We start from the raw sequence: 26,079 nt of genomic DNA, 5'->3' as shown, positions 1-26,079 counted from the left end.
GTCAAATGGCAGCAGCGCTGTTTTCTGCTTTTAAACAAGCGGTTGAAAATCCCCATTGACGAGTGATTTTTCTCATGCTACACTGGCTCTGAGGATTGTTACCGCTTTAGGCGGGCTATACCTATTTTTTTGTGTGAAGAAATCTAAAGAAGAATAGGGTCGTTAAAATGAACGTAACAAAAGTGATCAATAACAACATTGTGATTTCTGAGAATGAGGAAAAACAAGAATTGGTCGTCATGGGCAAAGGCTTAGGCTTTAAGAAAAAGCCGGGCGATGCGATCGACGATACCAAGATTGAAAAAGTCTATCTCAGTACACAAGAGTGGAATGTCACAAAACTAACCCAATTACTTTCTTCTATCCCTATCGAACATATTCAAGCAGCGAATGAGATCATCAGTTTTGCAAAAGTTTCCCTTGGGAAAAAGTTGAGCGAAAAATTGTTTCTGACGCTGACCGATCATATCAATTATGCTATCGAGCGCTATCAAAACGGCATGGAAATTAAAAATGCCTTGCTATGGGAGATCAAGCGGTTTTATAACCATGAATACCTCATTGGCAAAGAAGCGTTATCGATCATTAAAAATCGCTTGGCGATCGAGCTGCCGGAAGATGAAGCCGGCTTCATTGCTCTGCACATTGTCAATGCTGAGTTGGATATGGCGCAGGTCAGTCAAGTATCGGAAATGGCGAAGATCATTCAGCATATCCTAAACATCGTCAAATATCATTTTTCAATGGAGCTTGATGAGTATTCATTGAACTACGAACGCTTTGTGACCCATTTGAAATTTTTTGTCCAGCGCTTATTCAGCGGTACAAAGCTCGATGATGCAGGAACCGGCAGTTTTATTTTTATGTTGAAAGACCGCTACATGAAGGAATATGCGTGTGCGTTGAAAATCAGTGACTACATCAACAAAGAATTCGGTAGACCGTTAGAAGAAGACGAATTGATCTATTTAACTATACACATCAAACGAATAACAAGTGCTTAGGATTGTTACTGGATTGGCAGGCTATACCTAAATGAACTCCCAAGGGGTTTGTTTAGGTATTTTTTTATGGTTTGACACACAAAAAACAAGCGAAAGACCAAAATAGGAGGAACGACATGAATTACAAAGAGTTAGCAAAAACGATCATCACCAATGTTGGTGGGGAAGAAAATATCCAAAGCTTGACCCATTGTGCGACACGCTTGCGCTTCAACTTGAAAGATGATAGCAAACCCCAAGAAAGTACTTTAAAACATACACCAGGGATCATGGGTGTGGTCAATAAAGGTGGGCAATACCAAGTAATCATCGGCAGTGATGTTGGCAATGTCTACAACGAAATCACTGCCCAAACCAATTTAAACAGTGACCAAGAAACAGCAGAAGACGATCGCGGACGTGTTGCGAAAGTCATCGATACGATCACCGGGATCTTCACTCCAATATTACCAGCCATCACGGCAGCTGGGATGCTAAAAGCGGTTCTTTCATTGCTAGTGGTCTTCAATGTCTTGACGGCAGAGAGTCAAAGTTACCAAATATTAAACTTTATGGCGGATGCGGCGTTCTACTTCTTGCCGATTTTGCTGGCTGCTTCTTCTGCACAAAAATTCAAAGCCAATATGTATTTAGCTATGATGGTAGGGGGGATTTTACTCCATCCGAACTTTATCGCGATGGTGACAGCAGTCAATGAGGCAGGCGGCGGCATCCATTTATTCGGCTTGCCGATTTCACCAGTGAGTTATTCATCATCGGTTATCCCAATCATCTTGAGTGTTTGGTTTATGTCTTACGTTGAACCGATCGCCGATAAAGTCTCGCCAAAAGCAATCAAATTCTTCAGCAAACCGTTGCTAACGATCTTCGTCGTAGGGACAGTAGCATTAGTTGCTTTAGGCCCTCTAGGCTACATGATCAGTGAAGCGATCTCTACAGGGATCCAAGCCTTAGAAACGGTTAGCCCATGGATCGTTCCATTACTGATTGGCGCCTTCACACCATTGTTCGTGGCAACTGGTACCCACTATGGATTGGTTCCTATCGGTATCAACAACCGGATGACCACAGGTTATGACACAGTGATCTACCCTGGCATGCTGGCTTCAAACGTCAGTCAGGGAGCTGCAGCTATCGGCGTTGGTTTTAAATCAAAAGATTCTACGATCAAACAACTGGCATTTTCTGCTGGTCTGACTGGGCTATTCGGCATTACTGAACCGGCGTTGTATGGGGTCAATTTGCGGTTTAAAACACCCTTGTATGCAGCAATGATCGGTGGCGGATTTGGTGGTCTATTTATGGGAATCATGCGTGTCCGCAATTTCTCAGGCGGATCACCAGGCCTGTTGACTTTGCCAAGCTATATCGGCGATGACACCTTACGTCATTTGACCAATGCTTGTATCGGTGCGGCAATCAGTATCGTGATCACATTTATTGCGACATTATTCTTATACAAAGACCCTGTCACAGAAGAAGCACCTGAAGCAACACCGACAGACAAAGCGCAAGAACCCGCACATCAAATCAGCGGCGCAGAGATCAAAGCACCTTTAAAAGGGGAACTAAAAAGCTTGCAAGCAGTCAATGACGGCATGTTTTCGGAAGAGATTCTTGGCCAAGGGGTAGCGATTGAGCCAACCGTCGGAGAAGTGCTAGCTCCAGTAAACGGGACTGTCACAGCAGTCTTTGATTCAAAACATGCTATTGGCTTGACCAGTGAAGAAGGCATTGAACTATTGATCCACGTGGGGATCGATACAGTGCAATTAAATGGTGAAGGCTATGCCTATCAAGTAGAAAAAGGGCAAAAAGTGACAGTCGGGGATCCATTGATTACGTTTGATATTGAATTTATTAAAGAAAAAGGCTATCCAGTAATCACGCCGATCGTTATCACCAACAGTACTGAAGTGGGGGACATTTTGACGGCTAACAGTGGCCCGATCACGTTTGGCGATCAAATCATCAAAGTGATCGGCTAAAAAAGGAGAATAAGACATGGGATTTCCAGAAAACTTTTTATGGGGCGGTGCAACAGCCGCCAATCAATGTGAAGGCGGGTTTGATCAAGGCGGGCGTGGGCTTGCCAATGTCGATGTAATTCCGACTGGCAAGGACCGCCGAGCAGTTATTACCAGCAAGCGTGAGATGCTTGCCTTTGAAGAAGGGTATTTCTATCCAGCCAAAGAAGCGATCGATATGTACCATCATTTCAGAGAAGATATCGCCTTGTTTGCGGAGATGGGCTTTAAAACCTATCGTTTATCGATTGCTTGGTCAAGAATTTTTCCGAAGGGGGACGAAAAAACCCCTAATGAAGAAGGCTTGCGCTTTTATGAAGAACTATTTTTAGAGTGCCGCAAATACCAAATCGAACCCTTGGTGACGATCACGCATTTTGACTGTCCGATCCATTTGATCAAAGAATATGGCGGTTGGCGCAACCGCAAGATGATCACCTTTTATGAAAACCTTTGTCGAGCGATCTTCACTCGATACAAAGGATTGGTGAAGTACTGGCTGACCTTTAACGAAATCAATATGATCTTGCATGCCCCGTTTCTCGGTGCAGGGCTGACCTTTGCTGAAGGAGAAAATGAAGAACAAGTCAAATACCAGGCTGCTCATCATGAGTTAGTCGCAAGTGCGTTGGCAACAAAAATCGCCCACGAGATCGATCCAGAAAATAAAGTTGGCTGTATGCTGGCTGCGGCTAGTTATTATCCTTACAGCTGCAATCCGAAAGATGTCTGGGAAAGCAAAAAAAGCGATCGCGGCAACTATTTCTTTATCGATGTGCAATCGCGAGGAGAATATCCAAATTATGGTTTGAAGATGCTAGCTGATAAAGGAATCACTTTGGAACGAACCGCCGAAGATGCGGCTTTATTAAAAGCCCATACCGTCGATTTTATTTCCTTTTCATACTATGCCTCTCGGGTTGCTGCTTCAGAAGATTCCGGTGTTGAGAAAACGGAAGGCAACTTGTTCCCGACCATTAAAAATCCGTATTTAGAAGCGTCAGAATGGGGCTGGCAGATTGATCCGCTTGGTTTGCGAATCACGATGAATGATCTCTATGATCGTTACCAAAAGCCGCTTTTCATCGTCGAAAACGGTCTAGGAGCGGTGGATACGCCAAACGAAGATGGAAAAATCAATGATGTGTATCGCATCGACTATCTACGTGCGCATATCGCTGCGATGAAAGAAGCGATTGACCAAGACGGTGTGGAACTGTTGGGCTATACTTCATGGGGCTGTATCGATTTGGTCTCTGCAGGAACCGGAGAAATGAAGAAACGCTATGGCTATATCTATGTCGATCGCGACAATGAAGGCAATGGTACATTAGTCCGCAGCAAGAAGCAATCTTTTTATTGGTACAAAAAAGTGATTGCCACAAATGGGGAAGATTTGGCTTAAGCCAGTTAATTAACGATTATCATTAAGGAAAGAAACGCCAGCGGAACAGAACTGCTCATGGAAGCAGCCTGGTTCAGTTGGCGTTTTTCTTATTTAATGAAAGAAATTATTCTGCTTCCTCCCGCTGGATCGGCAGCAGCAAGCGAACGGTGGTTCCTTCGTTGATGCGTGATTCTACAGTCAATCCGTATTTTTCCCCATAGAGCAGCTTGATACGCTGATCAATATTGTCCAAGCCAATACCCGAATAGTGTTCAAAATGGTTGGCGGAGCTGGTTGGGTGGTCTTCATTGAACCCGATGCCCGTATCGATGATCTCAATTTTCAGGCCTTCCTTACTGACACGAGAAAAAATCTGGATCAATCCTGAATCCTCTTCGGGAAAGGCATGCAAGTAGGCATTTTCAATAATCGGTTGCAAAATCATTTTCGGTACGAGAATATTTTCACAGCCATCTTCTGAAAAAATCGTCGATTGGATGCGATTGCCATAACGCACGTTCATTAAAACGAGGTATTCTTCCACGATCGCTAGTTCATCTTTTAAAGGGACGATCTCTTTGCGGTTAAAGGTATGCCGCAACAATTGGACAAAACTTTCAATCGCTTGGGTGGCGGCCTCTTGCTCGTTTTGCCAGATCAAAAACTTGATAGCAGTCAAGGTGTTGTAGACAAAATGCGGTTGGATCTGCATTTGCAGTGAACGAATCTCGAACTTGCGTTTTTCAGCTTCTGTAACCATTAAATGATCGACATAAGATTCCAAGTCCTCCAGCATCAAGTTATAGGCACGCCCCAATTCTCGCGTTTCATACGTCCCGTTGATGGTGACTTTATCGCTGAAATCGCCTTGCGTGACCGCCGGCAGCTTGGCGATCAGCTGATAAATCGGTTGGGTGATGTTGCGGATGATCCAAAATGCCAGCAGACTAAAGAGTAAAATACTAACGACAGAAATCAAAAGGGCCGGTTTAATCAGATTCATATTGCGTACCAGATGCGATTCATCCAAGACATCGTAAAAAGTAAAGTGATACGAATAAAGGGGCAGCTGATTGATGCTGGTATCTTTTTTGACCGTGATGAGACGATCCTCAAATGGCTTGCCTAAAAGGCTCGGATCAGAAGTGGAGAGAATTTGATTTTGTTCATTGACGATATAGATCGAGTGAAGACTGGTATCTAAGAGTTGACGATAAATTGAAGAAAAATCGGATTCCTTTAAGAAAATCAGGGCATAGCCGAAAATCGTTTCTTCTTTCATCAATTTGCGCACGTACATCAAGCCAGGGGAGTCGCTGGTGGAGGTACTTAAGCCTTGGTCCAAGAAATAATACTGACTGATGGCGACATTGTCATTGATTTGCTGGATAAAGGTACTGGCGAGAAAATCATCCACCGATTGATTGCGAACCGCATCGTTTTGAAAAAAAGTACCCCCGTTGACCCCAATCAACACTAAATTTGAGGGGATGTCTTGAAACAAAGAGCGGGTGTCTTTTAATTGCTCGTTTAATTCTAAAATCGTACGGCCTTGATTCATGTCGCCTTCTAAGTATGTTTCAACGGCTTTGCTTTCATCGACGATGTCAAAAATCCGATGGATATTCTCGTTCAGACGCTCATAATCTTCTTGGATTTTTTCCAGAAGTAGCTGATTGGAGCTTTGGTACGAAGCAACATAGGCATCTTTCGAGCGACCATAGATCACGACGACGGTTAGCAGACAAACACTAATGACCCCGACGACAACAAAGAGGAAGATCCGACTGAATAATTCATTTTTCTGAATCCATTGGTTGATTTTCATAATTGATTCAACCGCCGATACTTCGATGGGGTGACCTGACATTCTTTCTTAAAGATGCGAGAAAAATAGCTGATATCCGAATACCCGACCGCTTCACTGATTTCAGATAGATTCAGATCAGATTGTGTCAGTAGTTCTTTGGCTTTATCCAAGCGGGTTTTCTTTACGTACTCAGAAAAGCTCATTTTCAGTTTTGCAGAAAGAAAAGCCGAAAGATAGGTGTAACTAAAATGAAAGGTTTCAGCCAGTTCAGACAAAGACAGACTTTTGGTGTAGTTGTCTTGAATAAAGCGCTGGATCGCAACGAGTAGATCATCTTCATCCAGCGGTGATAAGGTCGTCAGCTGTTGACGAATATCATCGATGGTCGCTAACAATAAATCAGAAAAATCTTCCAAATACTGTACGTGACCGATAGCGTGCAAAAATTCAGCTTTTAAGCGGCTAAAGCGTGGAGCAGTGGGAAATTCTTCTTCCAAGCGGGAGAGTAACGTGTAAAAAATACTGCTGGCCTGCTGTTTTAAAAATGTCGGATCGACATTGGATAAAATCATGTCATTAAAATATTCCTCGATTCTGGTGATTCCTAGCAAAAAGTTGTTGTCTAACAAAGCCCGTAAGAATTTCTTAGTATCAAAGCGATCACTTTCGATGTACAAAAAGAGTTCGTGTTCTTGCACCAACCGTTGGCGTTTATAAAAAAACGATTGTCCTTGGCTTTTGGCTTTAAGGGTCACAAAATGATCCCGTAACTGTTCAATCTTTCGAAAGGGCACACTGAGAGTAAAGAAGGCATCCGGCTCGGTAAAACGCAATTGTTCCAACGTTTCTTTCAAAGCGGAATAAACATCCGTTCCTTCTGGATAACTGATCACTAAGCCGGCATCTTTATTACTGGTTTGAAAAAAGAGCGTCTTTACCTGCGGTTGTGATTGAGTAAATTCTGTCAACGCATGTAGCAGCTGATCATTGGCACGAAAGCCGCTAAAATTGGTGGTCAAAATTTGGGCTTGCTGTTGCGGCTGACCCAATGCAAGAGAGTCCGCTAAAGGAGCCAACGGTTCTTCATACCCTGCTAAATAGCGATTCAACGATTCTTGCAGCTGCGTTTCCTCAGTCACGGAGCCTTTTGTATGTGACAGCTTTTGTGAGATGTTGTGCAGCGTCTTCAACAAGAGTGTCGGTGTCAGTGTCGGTTTTAAAAGATAATCTATGGCACCATTTCTAAAAGACTGACTGACGTATTGGAAATCATCGTAGCTGCTCAAGACCAAAAAATGGACTTCTGGATATTGTTGTTGAATGATCGTTGTGAGTTGAAGACCATCCATTTGTGGCATTTTCAAATCCGTGATCACGATGTCGGGATTTAGCTCATGGATCAGCGCCAATGCTTCTTGCCCGTTCGCTGCATCGCCTAAGAGACGGAACCCTTCTTGCTCCCAACGTATCATATGTTTCAATCCATCTCGGATCGTTGCCTCATCATCAACGACTAAGACCGTGCGTAAAATAGTCATGGTATCCCCCCTATATCTCTTCTTTATTATAAACGCTTTCAAAAAAGAAAGGTATTGTAACTTTTTTCTATTTTTGGACAAATTTAGTAAGCTCTTTCATAATCGTTGAATACGGTTACAAAATCAGTGTATAGTTAGCCTTGTAAATAAAAGGAAAGAGGGATAAAAATGAAAAAACTACTTGCATCGATGGTAACGGCGGCTGCAGTGCTGACTTTGGCGGCTTGCGGAAACAGCAACACAAGCTCTGGGGATTCCGGCGAGTCCTCAAACAAAGTCACGGTCTGGGCATGGGATGAGACCTTCAACATCAAGGCAGTCAATGAAGCCAAAAAAGTGTATGAAAATCAAGATGTCGATGTGGAAGTTGTGACGATGTCGCAAGATGATATCGTCCAAAAATTAAATACTAGTCTGGCATCAGGAAATACGGACGGACTGCCAAATATCGTCTTGATCGAAGACTACCGCATCCAAGGGTACCTTTCTTCTTATCCAGATGCGTTTAGTGATCTAACGGATATCGTGAATGAGGAGGATTTCTCCAGCTATAAATTTGCGGTCAATAAAGTCGACGATGTCATTTATGGGGTGCCATTTGACAGTGGCGTCGCAGGACTATTTTACCGCACAGATTATTTGACCGATGCAGGCTATGAGCAAGCGGATCTCCAAGATATTACCTGGGATGATTTTATCAGCATTGCCAAAGATGTCAAAGAAAAAACGGGTCACGCTATGATGTCGTTAGACCCAAGCGATCTTGGCTTGGCACGAATCATTATGCAATCGGCAGGCGAATGGTATACCGGTGAAGATGGCTCCACCGTGACCATCAAAGACAATGAATCCTTCAAAGCCGGTCTAACTGTCTTGGCAACATTGTTGAATGAAGGCTTAGTTGAACAAGTTTCCGATTGGGATGGCGGGGTCAATGCTGTTCAATCGGGGAATGTTGCGTCTGCGCCAACCGGTGCGTGGTATTCTAGCACAATTCAAGGCGCTGAAGATCAAAGCGGCAAATGGGCGATCGCTCCGATCCCATCCATCGCTGGCGATAGCAATTCAGTCAATGCTTCCAGCATCGGCGGAGCAGGCTGGTACGTGATCAAAGGGGTTGACGGCGAAGAAAATGCCAAAGACTTTTTAGCCAATACCTTTGCTTCAAACAAAGAATTGATGGGTACATTAGCTACCGAGATCGGTTTAGTTTCAACCATGAATGCTGCAGAAGAAACGGAAGAATATACGTCGGGTCTTGATTTCTATGGCGGTCAAAAAGTCTTCCAAGATTTCTCACAATGGTCACAAGAAATTCCAGCCGTGAACTACGGCAATCACACCTATGCCATTGAATCCGTCTTGACTGAAAGCTTGCAACGAGTGATCAACGGTGAAGACATCGATAAAGTATTAGAAGAAGCACAATCACAAGTGGAAGCACAAATTGCAAACTAATCGAACAACTTTGCAGAAACTCGTGAGCGATCGCGAGTTTCTGTGTTAAGGGGGAATTACAATGAAAAACAAAACAAAAAATTGGTTTGCAAACGGCAATGCCTTTATTACCTTACCCGTCATTTTGATCACGATGCTGGTCTTTATCCCGATGGTCTCGGCATTGTTCACGTCATTCCAATCAGGACCACCGACAGCGATGACCTTTAACGGTCTTGGCAACTATCAGCGGATGTTGAGCGACTCAACCTTTAAAAAAGCCTTTGGCAATACGTTTTTATACTTATTAGTCCAAGTTCCGATCATGCTCTTTTTGGCGCTGATCGTATCGAACATATTGAATGACAAAAAATTGAAATTTAAAGGGCTGTTCCGCACCGCCTTGTTTTTACCATGTATCACATCTTTGGTTTCTTATTCCTTGATCATGAAAAGTCTCTTTTCGGCAAACGGGTTAGTCAATAACTTTTTGACGCAGCTACATCTGATCGATGCGCCGATCCAATGGTTGACAGATCCTTTTTGGGCAAAAGTACTGATTATTTTTGCCATCACGTGGCGTTGGACCGGCTACAATATGATCTTTTTCATCTCAGGCATGCAGAATATCGATCCAAGTATTTATGAAGCGGCAGAGATCGATGGCGCTTCAAAATGGGATCAATTCTTCAAAATCACGATTCCCAACTTGCGTCCAATCATCCTATTTACCACGATCACTTCAACGATCGGTACGCTGCAATTATTCGATGAAGTTCAAAATATTACTGGCGGTGGACCAGCCAATGCTACGACGACCTTGTCACAATACATCTACAATTTAAGTTACAAATTCACGCCAAACTTTGGGTATGCCGCTGCGGTCTCCTTTGTTATCGTGATTGCAATCGTGATTTTATCGATCATCCAAACGAAAATAGGAGGAAAAGAAAATTGAAAACAATCTCACTCACTTTAAAATACGTCTTTCTTGCGATTTTGGCTTTCATCTCTATTTTTCCATTTGTTTGGATGATCCTAGGGATGACCAATCAAACCTTTGATATCGTTGCCGGGAAAATCATGATTGGGGATCAGTTGGTCATCAACTTCCAAAATCTTTTTTCTTCCGATTTGAATTTTACTCGGGCATTAGGAAACTCAGCGGTGATTGCCGTGATTACGACCTTCTTTGCACTGTTGTTCTCCTCCATGGCAGGGTATGGCTTTGAGATCTATCGGACGAAAACCAAAGACCGTATCTTTAATATTCTACTGCTGTCGATGATGGTGCCTTTTGCCGCGCTAATGATCCCGCTCTATCGGATGTTCAGCAAGCTTAGCGGCACACCGATCGGGATCAATACCTTCGCTGTCGTAATTTTGCCCTCGGTCTGTACCGCCTTTTTGATTTTCTTTTTCCGCCAAAACATCAAGGCATTCCCTAGAGAATTAGTCGAAGCTGCTCGGATCGATGGCTTGAATGAACTGAGTATTTTCTTTAGAGTCTACATGCCGACGGCTAAAAATACTTATGCAGCTGCCGCGATCATTACGTTTATGGGCAGCTGGAACAATTATTTGTGGCCATTAGTTGCCTTGCAATCACCAGACAAACGGACCGTTCCACTGGTTCTTTCGGCTATGGGTGCTTCTTATACACCTGATTATGGCATGATGATGTGCGGCATTGTGATCGCCACACTGCCAACGGCCATCATTTTCTTCGTTTTACAAAAACAATTTGTCCAAGGTATGCTGGGATCCGTGAAATAAGCGGGGCATCAGCGAACAATTATAAAGTAGAGGGTACGATATGATTCTTTTTGACAAACAATTAAACGTCTTTCATTTAAGCAACGATCAAATCAGCTATCTCATACAAATAGAAGAAGGGGGCAATGTGGCACACCTTTATTTTGGAAAAAAAATCGCTCATTATTCTGGCGGCTATCGTTATCCACGTCTTGATCGGTCCTTTTCGCCCAATCCCCCAGACAGCAGCGACCGACTTTTCTCATTAGACACCTTGATGATGGAATTTCCTGGCAACGGCTTCGGAGATTTTCGAGAAGCAGCTTATAGGATTCGCCAGTCTAACGGTAGCCGAGTCAGCCATTTTGTCTTTAGTGATTACCAGATTCAACAAGGCAAACCCGCCCTAGCAGGATTGCCTCAGACCCATGGTGCCGACGACGGGATCGAAACACTGATTCTGTCCTTAAAAGATGATGTGACGGGACTCGAACTGCAGCTGTTTTACACGATTTTCGAGGATGCGGCAGTGATCGTCCGCTCAAGTAAAGTAATCAACCACGGAAACCAGCCTGTTACGATCGAGCAGCTGGCGAGTCAAGCGCTCGATTTTCCTAACCGTTCCTTTGATTTGATCCACTTGCCGGGGGCGTGGGCGAAGGAACGCCAAGTCACCCGAGAACCAATCAATCGCGGCATCAAGCGTTTGGACAGCAAGCGTGGTTCCAGTAGCCATCAGCAAAATCCCTTTGCCGTCATACTGGAACCTAATGCTACGGAGTTTGCTGGGGAGTGTTTTGGTTTTAGTTTGCTGTATAGTGGCAACCATGAAATTATCATCGAAAAAGATCCTTATCATCAGACTCGTGTGATCATGGGGATCAACAGCCATCAATTTGCCTGGCAATTGCCGCCAACTGAAAGCTTTCAAGCCCCAGAAGCCGTGATTGCTTATAGTGAGACTGGCTTGAACCAGCTGTCAGCCACCTATCATGACTTTTATGATGAGCATTTGATTCGGGGCAAATACAAAAAGCAAGAACGGCCGATCCTGATCAATAACTGGGAAGCAACGTACTTTGATTTCAATGAAGAAAAACTGGATGCCCTCGTTGATGAAGCGAAGGAGCTGGGAATCGAACTGTTTGTTTTGGATGACGGCTGGTTTGGTCAGCGAGAAGATGACCAAACCTCATTAGGCGATTGGTTTGAAAACGAAGGCAAGCTAGCTTCTGGCTTGGCAGGATTTGCCCAAAAAGTCCATGACAAAGGGCTGCAATTCGGGCTTTGGCTGGAACCAGAAATGGTTTCGGGCGACAGTGAACTGAACCGACAACACCCCGATTGGCTGTTACAAGTACCAAATCGCAAGCCAGCGCTTAGCCGCAGTCAGTATGTGTTGGACTTTTCTCGACAAGATGTCAGAGACCATCTCTATCAGCAGTTAACCCAACTGTTTGATACGGTTGCCATCGACTATATCAAATGGGACATGAACCGCAGTCTGTCGGATGTCTATTCCTTGCTCCTCGATCCTGCCCAGCAAGGGGAGGTCGCGCATCGCTATCTGCTGGGCTTGTATGAGTTCCTAGAGAAACTGACCACTGCCTATCCGACGATCCTGTTTGAAGGCTGTTCTGGCGGTGGCGGGCGCTTTGATGCCGGTTTCTTGTATTATATGCCGCAGATTTGGACCAGCGACAACACCGACGCCATCGCCCGCTTGAAGATCCAGTACGGTACCAGTCTGGTCTATCCGCCATCCACCATGGGTGCGCATGTCTCAGCGATCCCGAACCATCAGACCCAACGGGCAACGGATCTAGCGATTCGCGGCAATGCTGCGATGTCTGGTTTGCTGGGCTATGAGCTTGACTTAACACAGCTGACAGAAGAAGAAAAAGCGCAAATCAAAGAACAAATCACTTTTTATAAAAAACATCGGCGCCTGCTGCAGTTGGGCCGCTTTGTTCGACTGCTCAGCCCTTATGAAGGCAATGACGCCGCCTGGCTGTATGTTTCTCAGGATAAAAAAGAAGCGATCGTCTTTTACTTCCGAGTTTTAGCTGAAGCCTCTGCACCATTGGTTACTTTAAAGCTGGCTGGTCTTGATCCTGACCTCACCTATCAAAGTGGGGGAGAGAACTTCGGTGGCGATGAATTGATGCAACTCGGGTTATATATCGATCCTCATTTAGCAGGGGATTACGCCACGCAGCGGTTTCATTTTGTTGCAAAAGTGCCCCACGAATGAAAAAAGCGTTCCGTCAAAACATGCTGTTTTGACGGAACGCTTTATTGTGCTGCCGCAAGCTTTTGGCTAATGATCGGCAACTGAGAGGCTATTTTAGAACAAATGATTTATTTTTTTCTCGAGAAGTCGTATGATGAAGGAGGAGGCAGGCAGTTTGCTTCTGACAATCAGTAAGAGGAGGGTGTTCAACATGGACGAACAGCCACTAGCGAATGAAACAGAAGAAGGGTTGATTGCTGCAGGATATCGGAAGTATCGTGGTGAAGCGATCGATATTTATTACAACAAAGAGATCTGCACCCACAGCGGTAATTGTGTGCGGGGCAATCCCGCCATTTTTGAAGTTGGACGGCGTCCCTGGGTGATTCCTGATAATGGGGAAGCAGCCCAAGCGGCACAAGTGATCCATACCTGTCCAAGCGGTGCATTAAAGTATGTGTTAAAGGAGGAACAATCATGGAAATCTTAGAAGAAAATGCTCGATTTGTGTTAAAAGACGGTGACAAAGAAATTGGTGAAATGACGTGGTCAAAAGCCGGTGAAACGCGTATGATCATTGATCATACCTTTGTCGATCCTGCTTATCGGGGACAAGGACTCGCCGAAAAATTAGTGGCAAAAGGGGTGGAAAAAGCCCGCAAAGAACAAAAGAAAATCATTCCTTTGTGTCCCTTTGCCAAAAAAGAATTTGAACGCAAACCAGAATATGCCGATGTTTGGAACCAATAAATCAACCAAAACAACCCCCGCCAACTCAAGAGTCTCTCTTTGAGGTGGTGGGGGGTGTTGTATGACTGATCAATGTTGGAATTGAGCATGGTACAGGCGATAGTAATAGCCTTGTTCTGCCAGTAATTCTTCATGGGTTCCTTGCTCCACGATTTGACCGGCATCCATTACAAGGATCTTGTCTGCTGCTCGAATCGTTGATAACCGATGGGCGATCACAAAGCTGGTTTTGCCTTCCATCATTTTCAAAAAGGCATCTTGGATTTTTTTCTCAGTCAGAGTATCAACCGAACTGGTTGCTTCATCCAAAATCAGCATTGGTGGGTTACTGATCATCGTGCGGGCAATCGTCAATAGCTGTCGTTGTCCGTCAGAGATCTTGATGCCTTGATGACCGATCGGTGTATCTAGTGTTTCTGGTAAGCGCATCACATATTCATACATATAGGCATGCTTTAGGGCATCATAGATTTCTTCATCTGTGGCAGTGTCATTTCCGTATTGCAAGTTTTCTCGTAAAGAGGCATCAAAGAGCCATGTATCTTGCAAGACCATTCCGAAGCTTTGCCGTAATTCTTCTCGTTTCAACTGACGAATATCGGTGCCATCGATCTTGATCGCGCCTTTATCGACATCATAGAAACGCATCAACAAATTGACCAACGTCGATTTACCGGCACCGGTTTTTCCGACGATTGCGACGGTTTCTCCAGGTTTTGCAGTAAAAGTGAAATCTTCGATCAATTTTTGACCAGGATCATAAGCAAAAGACACCTCCTCAAAGGCAATCTCGCCTTTGATCTCTCCCAGTGATTGAGATTCTTGATCATCGGCTGTTTCTGGCTCTTGATCCAACAGCTCAAAGGTTCTTGAAAGTCCAGCCAATGCCGTTTGGATCTGGGTCGTAATTCCTGACAATTCAATGAATGGTTTCGAAAACTGACTGGAGTAGATCGTAAAGCTGGAAATCATCCCAACCGTGACAGCACCTGAACCAGAAAAGTAAAGCAGACCGCCGACAAAGCCGACTGACAGATACGCCAAATGATCGACGAATCGTGAAAGGGGATTGGTCAAAGAAGAAGAAAACTGTGCCTTTTGCCCCCGGACATTCAATTCTTGGTTGATCGTTTCAAAACGGTTTTGGTTGATGGTTTCTCGATCAAAGGCTTTGACGATTTTTTGATTGCCGATCATTTCCGTAACAAAGCCAGAAATTTCGCCGACGATTTCTTGTTGCCGAGCAAAATGCGATTGTGACGTTCGTGCCACGATCCAGTTGACCAAAAAGATGATCGGGGTCGAAACCAATACGACCAACGTTAAGGGCACACTCATTTGCAGCATGACGACTAAGGCGATCAAGACGACCGAAATACCAGAAAACAGCTGGTTGAAGACTGCAGCGACGGCAATGGAAATATTATCCATGTCATTGGTAAAACGACTGACGATGTTGCCGTGGGAGTTTTGGTCATAATAGCGCAAAGGCAATGTATTGAGATGCGCAAAACCTTTTTTGCGCAAATCGGCGACAGATAAATACGCCACGCGGTTACCCAGTCGCTGGATCAACCATTGACTGACCACAGTCACTAAAACCACTCCGGCAAACAGAAGCAAAATACGATAGAGAGTGCTAAATTGCACTTGATCAGCACCTATCAGCTGATCGACGGCTTGACCAATCTGATACGTCATATAAACCGAGGAGACGCCAGCAGCAATCCCGAGGACAACTGCTGCCCAAGTTTCCTTCGCATAGGCAGTCAAATAAGGGAGGTAGCGACGAAAGGCCGACCAATCGAATGATTTCTTTTTCATGCTTCTTCCTCCTCTGCCTGTGATGCGACGATTTCTTGGTATTCTTTTGAAGATGCCAACAGCTCTTCATGGGTCCCTTTGCCTACCAAATTCCCTTGGTCTAAGACTAAGATCTGCTGCGCATCTTGAATGGAGCGAACCCGTTGAGAGATAATGATGACCGTGCCACGAATGCTTTCTTTTAAAGCCATCCGCAAATCAAGATCGGTTTGATAGTCAAGGGCACTTAGAGAATCATCCAAAATCAAGATATCTGGTTTAGCGATCAATGCTCTGGCAATCGTTAACCGTTGTTTTTGTCCCCCAGAAAAGTTCTTGCCCCCTTCAAAAATCGGGGTATCCAGTTGCTGCGGCAAGGCTTCAACGAAGTCGCGGCTTTGAGCGATTTCGAGTGCTCGCCAACACTCTTCATCGGTGGCATCTTTTTTGCCCCATTGCAAGTTTTCTCGAATCGTTCCCGTAAACAGCACGGCGGTTTGAGGCACCATGGCGATTTTTTGGCGTAATTGCTGTAAAGGCCATTTCCGCACATCGTGTCCGTCAACGATCACTTTGCCATCTGCCACATCGTAGAAGCGGGGGATCAATTGGGTCAAGGCAGATTTCCCACTCCCGGTTGGTCCAGTGATACCTAAAATAGACCCCGGCGCGACTTGGAAATCAATGTTTTTCAAGGCTAATCCGTATTCTTTTGAAAAGCGGAAATCAACGTGCTCAAAGCGAATCGCTCCGACGTTGTTTTTCGGCTGATCCATAAAGACTTCTGAAAGCTCGTCGCCGATCGACGGCTCAGTGGCTAACACTTCGTTAATCCGTGAACCAGATGCTGCCGCACGGGTAAAGATGATCACTAAGTTGGAAACCACGATCAACGCTAAGAGCATTTGATTCATGTAATTGACCAGTGCCAATACTTGTCCTTGCTGCAAATTGCCAATATTGACCTTGAATCCACCGATATAAAACAACGCGATAATGCCGACATTCATGATCAAGGTGGTGGCAGGCGTCAATAAGGCAGAGAGATTTGTGACCCGTAAATAGACCTCACTTAAATCATCAGTTGCCTTATCAAAGCGTTTCGTTTCCGTTTTTGTGCGGGCAAAGGCACGAATCACCCGAATCCCGCTTAAATTTTGACTAACTAGCTCATTCAACTCATCTAAATGGACTTGAACTTTCTTATACAATGGCACGGTTTTGGCGATGATCCAGAATAAGACGATACAAAAGAGCGGTAAAACGAGTAGGAAAATCAAGCCAGATTGCCAATCAATGACAAAGGCCATAATCACAGAACCGATACTTAAGAAGGGCGCCCGGACAACCAGCCGAATCAGCATCGCCAAAGCAATCTGCATCTGATTGATGTCGTTGGTCATTCGAGTAATCAACGTATCAGTACCGAATAAGTTCAGTTCGCTATGGGAAAGGGTGTTGATTTTTTTCATCAAGCGATTGCGTAATTCTGTCCCGAATCCTTGAGAAGCGACGGAAGCATAATACTGACAGATGACGGCACAGATCATGCCTACCACGGACATCACGATCATCCAGATCGTCATTTCAACGACTTTCGACCAATTGTTTTGCCGTAGCCCCTCATCGACTAAAGCGGCCATCTGTAAAGGCAGGACCAATTCAAACACCGCTTCTAAAAATTTGAAAAACGGACCAAGAATAATCTGTTTGCGATAATCCTTGGCGTAGCGTAACAAGCTTATCATAAAAAACCTCCTAAATTATTGCGGATGAGCGGACTTGTTCATCCTCATGAGCTTATGAGTGAACTTCAGCAAGATGTTCACTGACTAAACAGGCAAAAACCAAACTATCGGTCCATTCCCCCTTGTTCCACCAGTCTTGGATAAAATGTGCTTCTTGGCGCAATCCAATCCGTTGGCAAAGCTTGGCTGAGGCCTGATTGCGGGCATCTAGCGTCGCTTGGACCCGATGGATCTTCTGACTGGCAAACAACCAGTCCAACAACTCTTTCAAGGCTTCTTGAGCAAACCCTTGTCCGCCAAATGACGGATGGAAGACATAGCCGATTTCAACGGAAGACGGCTGACCAGTAGACCACACCGACAAATCGCCGATGACCGTTTGATCGTGTAGTACCGCCAAAGAAAGACCTGCTTGGTCCGTCAAGGTGTGCTGTTGACATTTTTTGGCAAAAGACGCCGCTGCCGTTTCTGTCTGCCAAGGCTCATGAAGTAAGAAACGGCAAACTTCCGCTTGCTGATAAATAGCAAAGGTATCGGCAAAATCACTTTCTTGAAACGGACGGATCGTTAACCGTTCACTTTCCATACATACCATAGACAGCCTCCATTTCTTTAGGGACATCTTACCATAGAACGAAATAGCCGAAAACATTATCAGAAAAATACAACAACTTTCTTGTAAAAGAGTGTAAATTTCATGAAAATTCTTTCTTTTACAATTAGAACTTGCCAGTTGCTGCCTATTTACCACGCCTGCCAGCGGGCAAGAAAGGTTTTTTGCCAATCCCCCAAGGGCAAAATCACTCGCTGCATTTGAAAACGGTAGGTTTCCCCTTTATAAGTAAAGCGAATCGGGACGAGCATCCCTACAACAGGATCTTTGTGCTGTTTTTTTAGCTCAGCAAGCGGCACGATTTTGTGCTGCAGGACTTTTGTCGAGAAAAGATTCAATGCCAAAATCGTCAATTGCTGATCATCTAAGACGAGCAGGGTACGGCTGGTGATGGCATTGAAGGACTGCCATTTTGCATAACCGATCACAGCTCCTTCCGTCAAATAGGGGGCTGCCAACGCTTGGAAGGTTTTTTTATTTAAAAGAAACATGGGTAGAAAACTCCTTATAAGTAAGAATCGTTTTAGGCAGAGTGTCAACCATCATCGAACAGCGTGAAGACGCTTAGTCAGTTGTAAATGGCTGCAGCATCCGCCGAACTTTTTCAGTATACGCCTGTTTGAGGGCTAACGGTTCGATTTCTTTGATGGTTGGCCCAAATTGCAAGAGAAAGTCAGCTAGAAAATCAAGCTCATTGTCGGCAATGTGTCCTTCTAAGCAAAGCTCACTAGGACGTTCCACCACTGCCATATCAGGATATTTTTCTTGCCACAAGCGTTCCTTTGCCGATAGATCAAAGCGGATGTGATAGCCCAGTGTTTGTGTCAACACTTGTTGCTGCAGCTGTTTTTCAGCTAACTGCTGCAAGGTATAGCCTGTTTTTTCAGTCGGAGCAAGTTCCTGCATTGCATCACAGCGATAGCGGCGAAAGGCCTGCTTTTGACAATCAAAGGCCAAACAATACCAGTAACCAGCACGAAAATCCAGCTGATAGGGTTGTACGGTCTTGTTCGTTTTTTGATAACGCTGATAGGTAAATTGGATGACCTGTTCTTGTACGATCGCTGAAAAAAGCGCTGAGAGGATCGGTGCACTCGTCAATTGAGACACCCCTTGAAACGAAACCGCCGTCTCCATTTTTTCTAACCAGTCGGTATCTCCTTGATAAAAAGACTGCAAAAGTTTTCGCCGCAGCCCTTGATAGCTCCGATCAAAAGGAGAATCGTACAGTTTTTGTAAGAGCTGTAAAGCAAAGAAAAGGGTATAGCGCTCATTGTTGTCAAAGTACAAGGGGGTCAGTTGATTTTTTAAAATCTGATAGCCGCCATAACGACCGGCTTCTACTACGAGAGGCAAGCCCAGCTCTTCCAACGATTGGACATCGCGGACGGCTGTGCGTTTTGAAATCGCAAAGGTTTCCATCAAATCAGCTAGATGAAAAGTGGTTTTTCCTTGTAAATACAATAGCTCCTGAGTTAAACGTTCTGATTTTTTCATTTCTTTCTCCAATGGTGCCAAGTTTTGGCAATATTCACAGTTACACTTATGGTAACAAGAAAAGGAGGAACCAACAAATGATCGAACCAAAAATCGCTTTATTTTTAACCTTAGACGGCAAAGCCCAAGAAGCCATCCACTTTTATCAGGAAACATTAGACGCGACCCTCTTATTCGCCATCACCAACCAAGAATATCAAAAAAAACTTGATCCAACGCTGGAGATTCTTGCAGGTCAAGAACAGTATCTTTCTCATTCTATCCTACAAATCGGAGATTTCCAGTTGCAGCTGGCTGACAATCCATTGATCGAAGGGGAGCCCATTCAAGCAGGGAATCACTTATCCTTGAGTTTGACGATAGACGATACCAAAACAGCTCAAAAGCTTTATCAACGACTAGTGGAAAAGGGCAGTCAGGTGATCCAGGCACCTAGTGAAAATCCGTTTGCGTTTTTTTATGCAAGTGTTCGCGATCCATTTGGTGTAATTATTCAGCTTACTGTCGAAAAAGAAGTTGATCCATCAAAAAAGGGTGAATGAAAAAAATCGTTTTTTAATAAAATATCCATAGAAGTTGACTAATTATCCAGCTTTCTTTCATCATCAGAATTATTTTTAAGGAATGTTTAAAGGACTTCACAGAAAAAGAATAAAACTTCTTAAAAAAATAGGCGGATCGCAAAAATTCTGGTACAATCGGGGAGAGCAATTCAGGAGAAATGAAGGAGGCACTATGGATAGAAAGACGAGATATAAACAGCAAAGAGCCCACAAAGCGCGCAACAAACGCGTGATTATTGGAGGAATCTTTCTTTTCGCCATTGCAGGCATCGTTTTATTTGCCGGCTATACGTATTATGCAGCAAAAAATTCAGTGGATAAAATGTTTAAAGAATCCGCTGTAATCAGTTCCAATAAAAGTAAAGAAGACAACTCATTGAAAGCTTCTGACGTGAATTCAAAGTTTGGGATCTTGCTGATGGGTGTCGATAATGACGCGGAACGTGAAAAGACAGAACATTTGGACAGTGCCCGTACCGACAGTTTGATTTACATGGTATATGATGGCGAAAACAAGAAAATCGATATGGTTAGTCTCCCTAGAGATATTTGGACCAATATTTATGATGGAACAGGAACTGGGACAATTGCTACTACAGCCAAGATCAATAGTGCATTCACGATTGGTGAGGAAGACGCAACGATTGAAACAGTCCAAAACTACCTGCAATTGCCAATTGACTATTACGTAAACATCAATTTTACAAGTTTTGAAAAAATAATCGATGCGATTGGCGGAATCACTGTTGATGTGCCTTACGACATCAACAAGAAATATACTTCAGACAACACGGGAGAAACGTTGATTCCAGAAGGACGTCAATTGTTGAACGGTGAACAAGCCTTGATTTTTGCCCGTATCCGGAAAATGGATACTGATGTGGATCGAGGAAACCGTCAGCAAGAAGTTATTGAAGCAGCGATCCACCAAGCTTTGAAAATCAATAATGTCACCAAGTACCAAGAAATTTTAGATTCTGTCAGCGAAGATGTGAATACAAACTTTAAGTTTGAAGACTTAGTATCTTTAGCGGGCAATATGTTGTCTGGGTTCGATATTCAAAAACATACCTTTGAATGGTACGATGGGGAATCTTATGATGGACAATCGATCGTATATATTCAAGACTATTCTTACAATGAAATCCGTAATGATATGTTGAAAGCATTAGGTCAAGTACCAGCAGATTCGCAAGCAGATGCCAATACAGAAACACAAACCGGTGTTGGAAACGAGACAGGTGCAGGAACTGGTGACGGATACGGCTCGGATGTCGTTGATGACGGAACCGGCTACTAATCAAGAGAAAAAAGTCAGGAACATTCCTGACTTTTTTTGTACCCTCAGACCTTTAAAAATCGATTGAAAACAAGTTCAGTCTCTCAAGCCGCTTTCGTTTGCATCTAAGAAGTGCAGTGCTATTCTTAAGAAAAGAGACAGCTTGTTGCAGCAAGTCATACACTGGGGGAGGAACCATGATGGAAAAACAGCAAGAACAAAAAGCCCGAAGAATCGTCTTGTTGACCCATGTCTTAGGGTTGCTCATGAAAGCCATCGGGTACTTCCTTAGCGGCAGTGCAGTTTTAATGAACGAAAGTATTCACAGTATGATCGATTGCATCAATCAAGGTCTTTTGGCCATCGGTGAAAACCGAGCACAGCGAGGACGCAGTGAATTGTATCAGTTCGGTGAAGGACGAGCGACCTACTTTTTTAGTACCGTGGTCGCAATGACGGTCTTTTTAGGAGGCGGCATTTTAGCTGTTGTCGAAGCCAGCCGCGATTTGCTGGATCCCACCCACGAAGTGGAGCAGATCCAGCTGGTGGCAGCAATCTTATTTGTCAGTTTGTTTATTGAAGTGACTGCAGTTCAAGATGGTTGGCAAGAAGTCAAAGAACAAAATAAACAAAAACAACCCCTCGTCCGTTTTTTGAAAGAAAGCCGGGATTCTGATTTACTATTAGGTTTTACGGAAAATTTGTTTGCCTTAGGCAGTGTGACGATCGCCATCATAGGAATCTCATTGACTGCTTTGACAGGCAATCCAGTATTTGATTCCCTCGGGGGCATTTTAGGTGGATTGTTGTTGATTGCTGCTGCTGTCTTTTTAGCCAAAGAATTTTATAGCCTTTTGATTGGCGAAGGGGCATCCGCATCAGATTTAATGGCGATCAAACAAATTTTAGCCGACCCTGCAATCATTCAAATCAAAGATTTACGAACCCTCCATCTAAGCCCAGAGGAACTTTTGATCGTCGCCGACCTTAGCTTGAAACTAGCGCCGGATGAAGAACCAAGCACGTTTATTGATACCATTGAGCAACAAATAAAGCAGGCTTTGCCTGAACTGCGGGTCTATTGCTATATCGAGAGTGAGGAAATTACCTCTTAAAGTAGAATAAATACGAAGCATTCTTCGGTTGGTGATTCACAATTCAACCGATGAATGCTTGTTTTGGGTAGTGGTGAGCTCGTGTTGAATGAACACAAAGGATCAATGGCTTGTTTTAACTTAGGCTTTTCTGACGATCAGGAATTAGATTGTAAGCGGAAAGATCCAGCGATTTATCTATTTTTTAGCAGTAAACAGTTTTTTTGTTCAAAAGTTTGTGTTTTTTTGTTAAAATAAAGTAAGGACAGCGAGTGTTCTCTGTTTGAAGTTATTTTTTTGCTAGAGTTGTAACATTGTAAATCACAACATAGCGAAAGCTCAGGTTATTAAGAAAATGCCGAAACGAGTGCCTGTTTGCCGTTACTGGCATGCTGCCCAATCGTCACCAAAAGCGGTGGTGCTAATTTTGTCACGACTGTTTTTTTACACCACTTGTGAAGCAAAATCCTTTGCGAACATCTTCATCCATGATAGGTTAGAAATAGGCCGAATGGTTTTTTCACAAAGTACGTACATAGAAAGATCACTTGCGATGACTAAAAGCAGCGACTTCATTGCTCGCAAAATGATCGATGCTCATCACACATACCTTTTCCCTCAGCCAGTCAATCTGCGTTTGCTTTTCTTATTGGTTATATTCCCTTCAATCAGCAATTGCCTGAACCGATTAAAAATCAAAAAATGACTGTGCAAGGTATCTGTATCGCTTTATCCCTTCAGAAACGTGGAAACCCTCGGCAAGAAGTTTACAATTAAAAGGAGGAATTTGATGGAAAAATTTTACCAGCAAAAGACTGAAGAGACCTTGAAACATTTTGAAAGTGACCGCAAGCAAGGCCTAAGCGGGAAAGAAGCCGACAAACGCTTAGAAAAATACGGAGAAAACACGATCCAGCAACAAGAATCCCTTTCTGTATGGGAATTGCTGTGGCATAACTTGAACAACTTGATTGTTTATCTCTTGCTAGCAGCTGCGTTACTCTCTTTTGCGATGGGGGAAACGGTTGAAGGAATTGCAGTACTGATTGCCGTGGTGATTGCTGTAATGACCGGTTTCATTACAGAATTACGAGCACAAAAATCAATTGATTCACTTCAAAGCATGATTTACACTACCGCAAAAGTGATTCGTGATGGAGAAGTAATGGAGATCGAGTCGGCAAAGATCGTTCCAGGCGATATTCTCGTTTTGGAAGAAGGGGATGCTATTGCCGCAGATGCCCGCTTACTTGAAACGAGCAACTTTGCCTGCATCGAATCAGCGCTGACCGGTGAGTCAGAAGCTGTTGAAAAAGATGCACGAGAAACTTATGAAGAAGATGTTCCATTAGGCGATCGCCGCAATGTCGTTTTCGCAGGAACTGCGGCAACTCGGGGAAATGCCTATGCAGTAGTGACAGAAACCGGCATGAAGACCGAGGTCGGAAAAATCAGTGACATGCTGACGGGGGATAAAAAGCGTCAAACGCCATTAGATATCGAATTGGACAAGCTTGGAAAAGCAATCATTATTGCAGCGCTCTTTGCTGCGGTGGCAGTTTTGGTCGCAGGTATTTTGACGAATCAGCCATTTGTCGAAATGATCCATATTTCGATTATTTTAGCGGTCGCAGCCATTCCTGAAGCAATGCCAGCCGTTTCGACAATCACATTGTCTCGAGGCATGCGGACGATGGCCGAGCACAAAGCACTCGTCAAATCGTTATCTGCCGTCGAGACTCTTGGCGCCACCAGTATCATTGCCAGTGATAAAACGGGGACGCTGACAGAAAACCAAATGACGGTTGCCGAGATCATTTTAGGTTCTGGGGAAATGTTCAAAGTGACAGGAAATGGGTATGAACCCAACGGAAAATTCTATAAGGCAGACTCGGATGATAATTCCGAGATCGACGCAACCAATCATGATGCACTGCAAGGGATGGTTGCAAATGGTGCTTTATGTACCACCGCCACTTTACGTGAAAACAAAGGGCAATACGAGATCCTCGGTGATCCAACGGATGGGGCGTTTGTCGTTTTAGGTCAAAAGATCGGCATCGATCGGCAAAAAGAGCAGGACAGCGGGCTGAAGAAAATCGCAGAAATGCCCTTTGATTCCGACAACAAATACATGGTGACCGTGTATGAAGGAGAGCAACGGACATTGATCATCAAAGGGGCACCAGATGTCTTAATTGATTTAGCTGATGCTGATGCCACAGAAAAAGAACAACTTCATGAATACAATGACACGTTAGCCAGTCATGGGCAGCGGGTGATCGCTGTCGGTTGCATCAAGGATTATCAAGGTGGGACGGACGAAGCAGAACTGAAAGCAGCATTACAGGAAATCAAGATCCAAGGCTTTGCGGGCATCGTCGATCCGCCCCGTACAGATGTCAAAGAGGCAGTGAAGGTCGCCCAAGAAGCGGGGATCCGAGTGAAGATGATCACGGGGGACCATCCGAAGACCGCATCAATGATCGCCAAAGAAATTGGTTTAATAGATCATGAGAAAACCATGACAGGTCGAGAGATCGATGAATTGGCAGGTCAAGAAGGCTTTAACGAAAAAATCGAAGAAGTCGCTGTCTTTGCTCGAGTCTCTCCAAAAAATAAATTACAACTTGTGGAAGCCTTGCGTGAAGAAGGCGATATCGTTTCAATGACCGGCGATGGCGTTAACGATGCGCCGGCACTCAACGGCGCCGATATCGGGATCGCCATGGGGATTCGTGGGACAGAAGTAGCCAAAGAATCTTCCGATATGATTTTAACGGATGACCGTTTTGGAACAATCGTCGATGCCATCAAAGAAGGACGCATCATTTTTGACAACATCAAAAAATATGTTTCTTTCTTGTTCTCATGTAATATGGTTGAGATCGTGACGATCTTTTTAAGTGTCATCTTCTTGATGCCAATGCCGATCCAACCGTTGCATATCCTTTTCTTGAATCTAGTCATCGATATTGCGCCAGCAATGGCGTTAGCCTTTGAACCAGCAGAAGACGATATCATGAAACGTCAGCCACGGTCGAAAGCTGATGGCCTCGTCAACAAACGCTTCTTAGGACGCATCATTTTAAGTGGTGTTGTGATTGGTTTGGTGGCGTTTGGCTTCTTCAATTTCTTGATGTTGACGGATCACGAGTTGCTTTATGCACAAACAGCGACCTTTACCTTTATGGCAGTAGCACAATTGATGCATATTTTCAACGTTCGTAAGAGCAGCGGTTTTGGCTTAGACAAAACTCTCTTGAAAAACAAACCGTTGATGGGGGCATTGCTCCTTTCCGTAGGTTTGCAGCTTTCAGCAGTCTATGTACCGTTTATGAATGAGCTATTAGACACGATGCCAATTCAAGCCGGCACGTGGGGGATCATCTTCGCTGCTGCAGCGATCTCTACACTGATTGTGATGGGCTTGAAGAAACTCTTCCAATTAAAATAAAATAAATTATCCAGTATTTTCTCAATACCGGAGTAACGAAGACCCGCAGCCTAATGGCGCAACTTCGCCAAAGGATTCTTGATT

At 44.1% G+C, this 26,079-nt stretch carries 20 protein-coding genes; 13 read left to right on the top strand and 7 right to left on the bottom strand.

The window, feature by feature from the left end; translation table 11 throughout:
- Positions 1 to 167 precede the first annotated feature (167 nt).
- The 3 genes from licT to IGI94_RS10605 all read left to right on the top strand — a co-directional run bounded on the left by licT (position 168) and on the right by IGI94_RS10605 (position 4,436).
- A complete protein-coding gene (gene licT, locus IGI94_RS10615) occupies positions 168 to 1,004 on the top strand; it encodes a BglG family transcription antiterminator LicT (RefSeq protein WP_005234912.1) in 837 nt (278 codons plus the stop codon).
- 116 nt (positions 1,005 to 1,120) lie between these two features.
- Entirely contained in the window at positions 1,121 to 2,992 is a 1,872-nt protein-coding gene (locus IGI94_RS10610; RefSeq protein ID WP_430607009.1) for a beta-glucoside-specific PTS transporter subunit IIABC, read from the top strand.
- Between the two features lie 16 nt (positions 2,993 to 3,008).
- Complete coding sequence (locus tag IGI94_RS10605) at positions 3,009 to 4,436, top strand: 6-phospho-beta-glucosidase (protein ID WP_438899725.1); 1,428 nt, start codon at positions 3,009 to 3,011, stop codon at positions 4,434 to 4,436.
- Positions 4,437 to 4,542: 106 nt separating this feature from the next.
- Here IGI94_RS10605 and IGI94_RS10600 read toward each other — a convergent pair whose 3' ends face one another.
- Positions 4,543 to 6,246: a sensor histidine kinase gene (locus IGI94_RS10600; RefSeq protein ID WP_430617280.1), complete on the bottom strand. Its 1,704-nt coding sequence runs from the start codon at positions 6,244 to 6,246 to the stop codon at positions 4,543 to 4,545.
- A complete protein-coding gene (locus tag IGI94_RS10595; RefSeq protein ID WP_420657692.1) occupies positions 6,243 to 7,766 on the bottom strand; it encodes a response regulator transcription factor in 1,524 nt (507 codons plus the stop codon). The genes IGI94_RS10600 and IGI94_RS10595 overlap by 4 nt, the downstream gene beginning before the upstream one ends.
- 168 nt (positions 7,767 to 7,934) lie before the next feature.
- Here IGI94_RS10595 and IGI94_RS10590 point away from each other — a divergent pair, with 168 nt between their 5' ends.
- The 6 genes from IGI94_RS10590 (at position 7,935) to IGI94_RS10565 (ending at position 13,941) form a co-directional block, all read left to right on the top strand.
- Positions 7,935 to 9,224 carry an ABC transporter substrate-binding protein gene (locus IGI94_RS10590; protein ID WP_005234924.1) on the top strand — a complete coding sequence of 430 codons (1,290 nt, stop codon included), beginning with the start codon at positions 7,935 to 7,937 and terminating at the stop codon, positions 9,222 to 9,224.
- A 61-nt stretch (positions 9,225 to 9,285) separates the two neighbouring features.
- A complete protein-coding gene (locus tag IGI94_RS10585; protein WP_005225588.1) occupies positions 9,286 to 10,161 on the top strand; it encodes a carbohydrate ABC transporter permease in 876 nt (291 codons plus the stop codon).
- Positions 10,158 to 10,979: a carbohydrate ABC transporter permease gene (locus tag IGI94_RS10580; RefSeq protein WP_008378833.1), complete on the top strand. Its 822-nt coding sequence runs from the start codon at positions 10,158 to 10,160 to the stop codon at positions 10,977 to 10,979. The genes IGI94_RS10585 and IGI94_RS10580 overlap by 4 nt, the downstream gene beginning before the upstream one ends.
- 40 nt (positions 10,980 to 11,019) lie before the next feature.
- Complete coding sequence (locus tag IGI94_RS10575; RefSeq protein ID WP_016621525.1) at positions 11,020 to 13,212, top strand: alpha-galactosidase; 2,193 nt, start codon at positions 11,020 to 11,022, stop codon at positions 13,210 to 13,212.
- Between the two features lie 190 nt (positions 13,213 to 13,402).
- Positions 13,403 to 13,681 (top strand): (4Fe-4S)-binding protein, encoded by a 279-nt coding sequence (locus IGI94_RS10570; protein WP_008378829.1) that lies wholly within the window; start codon positions 13,403 to 13,405, stop codon positions 13,679 to 13,681.
- On the top strand, positions 13,669 to 13,941 hold the full coding sequence (locus IGI94_RS10565) for a GNAT family N-acetyltransferase (protein ID WP_005234932.1): 273 nt from the start codon (positions 13,669 to 13,671) through the stop codon (positions 13,939 to 13,941). Before IGI94_RS10570 ends, IGI94_RS10565 begins: the two co-directional genes overlap by 13 nt.
- Before the next feature lie 69 nt (positions 13,942 to 14,010).
- On the opposite strand, the gene IGI94_RS10560 is transcribed toward IGI94_RS10565, so the two are convergent.
- The 5 genes from IGI94_RS10560 to IGI94_RS10540 all read right to left on the bottom strand — a co-directional run bounded on the left by IGI94_RS10560 (position 14,011) and on the right by IGI94_RS10540 (position 19,602).
- On the bottom strand, positions 14,011 to 15,765 hold the full coding sequence (locus IGI94_RS10560; RefSeq protein WP_061054371.1) for an ABC transporter ATP-binding protein: 1,755 nt from the start codon (positions 15,763 to 15,765) through the stop codon (positions 14,011 to 14,013).
- Positions 15,762 to 17,492 (bottom strand): ABC transporter ATP-binding protein, encoded by a 1,731-nt coding sequence (locus IGI94_RS10555; RefSeq protein WP_438899724.1) that lies wholly within the window; start codon positions 17,490 to 17,492, stop codon positions 15,762 to 15,764. The genes IGI94_RS10560 and IGI94_RS10555 overlap by 4 nt, the downstream gene beginning before the upstream one ends.
- 52 nt (positions 17,493 to 17,544) lie before the next feature.
- Positions 17,545 to 18,087 carry a GNAT family N-acetyltransferase gene (locus IGI94_RS10550; RefSeq protein WP_438899723.1) on the bottom strand — a complete coding sequence of 181 codons (543 nt, stop codon included), beginning with the start codon at positions 18,085 to 18,087 and terminating at the stop codon, positions 17,545 to 17,547.
- 149 nt (positions 18,088 to 18,236) lie between these two features.
- Positions 18,237 to 18,596 (bottom strand): hypothetical protein, encoded by a 360-nt coding sequence (locus IGI94_RS10545; RefSeq protein WP_016621521.1) that lies wholly within the window; start codon positions 18,594 to 18,596, stop codon positions 18,237 to 18,239.
- A gap of 73 nt (positions 18,597 to 18,669) precedes the next feature.
- Complete coding sequence (locus IGI94_RS10540) at positions 18,670 to 19,602, bottom strand: helix-turn-helix transcriptional regulator (protein WP_438899722.1); 933 nt, start codon at positions 19,600 to 19,602, stop codon at positions 18,670 to 18,672.
- A 77-nt stretch (positions 19,603 to 19,679) separates the two neighbouring features.
- On the opposite strand from IGI94_RS10540, the gene IGI94_RS10535 reads away from it, so the two are divergent.
- The 4 genes from IGI94_RS10535 to IGI94_RS10520 all read left to right on the top strand — a co-directional run bounded on the left by IGI94_RS10535 (position 19,680) and on the right by IGI94_RS10520 (position 25,995).
- Positions 19,680 to 20,144, top strand: a complete 465-nt coding sequence (locus IGI94_RS10535) for a VOC family protein (RefSeq protein WP_042890471.1) — start codon at positions 19,680 to 19,682, stop codon at positions 20,142 to 20,144.
- Between the two features lie 193 nt (positions 20,145 to 20,337).
- Positions 20,338 to 21,465 (top strand): LCP family protein, encoded by a 1,128-nt coding sequence (locus tag IGI94_RS10530; protein WP_438899721.1) that lies wholly within the window; start codon positions 20,338 to 20,340, stop codon positions 21,463 to 21,465.
- A gap of 176 nt (positions 21,466 to 21,641) precedes the next feature.
- The gene (locus IGI94_RS10525) at positions 21,642 to 22,559 is read left to right on the top strand and encodes a cation diffusion facilitator family transporter (protein ID WP_086296857.1); all 918 of its coding nucleotides are present in this window, start codon (positions 21,642 to 21,644) and stop codon (positions 22,557 to 22,559) included.
- Positions 22,560 to 23,328: 769 nt separating this feature from the next.
- Positions 23,329 to 25,995: a cation-translocating P-type ATPase gene (locus IGI94_RS10520; protein ID WP_438899720.1), complete on the top strand. Its 2,667-nt coding sequence runs from the start codon at positions 23,329 to 23,331 to the stop codon at positions 25,993 to 25,995.
- Positions 25,996 to 26,079: the final 84 nt, after the last annotated feature.

Origin of the sequence: Enterococcus sp. AZ149 (genome assembly GCF_051714285.1) — a bacterium.
Lineage (GTDB): Bacteria > Bacillota > Bacilli > Lactobacillales > Enterococcaceae > Enterococcus_D > Enterococcus_D entomosocium.
Note: the sequence above shows the minus strand (reverse complement) of the source record. Positions and strands in the feature narration are given on the sequence as shown.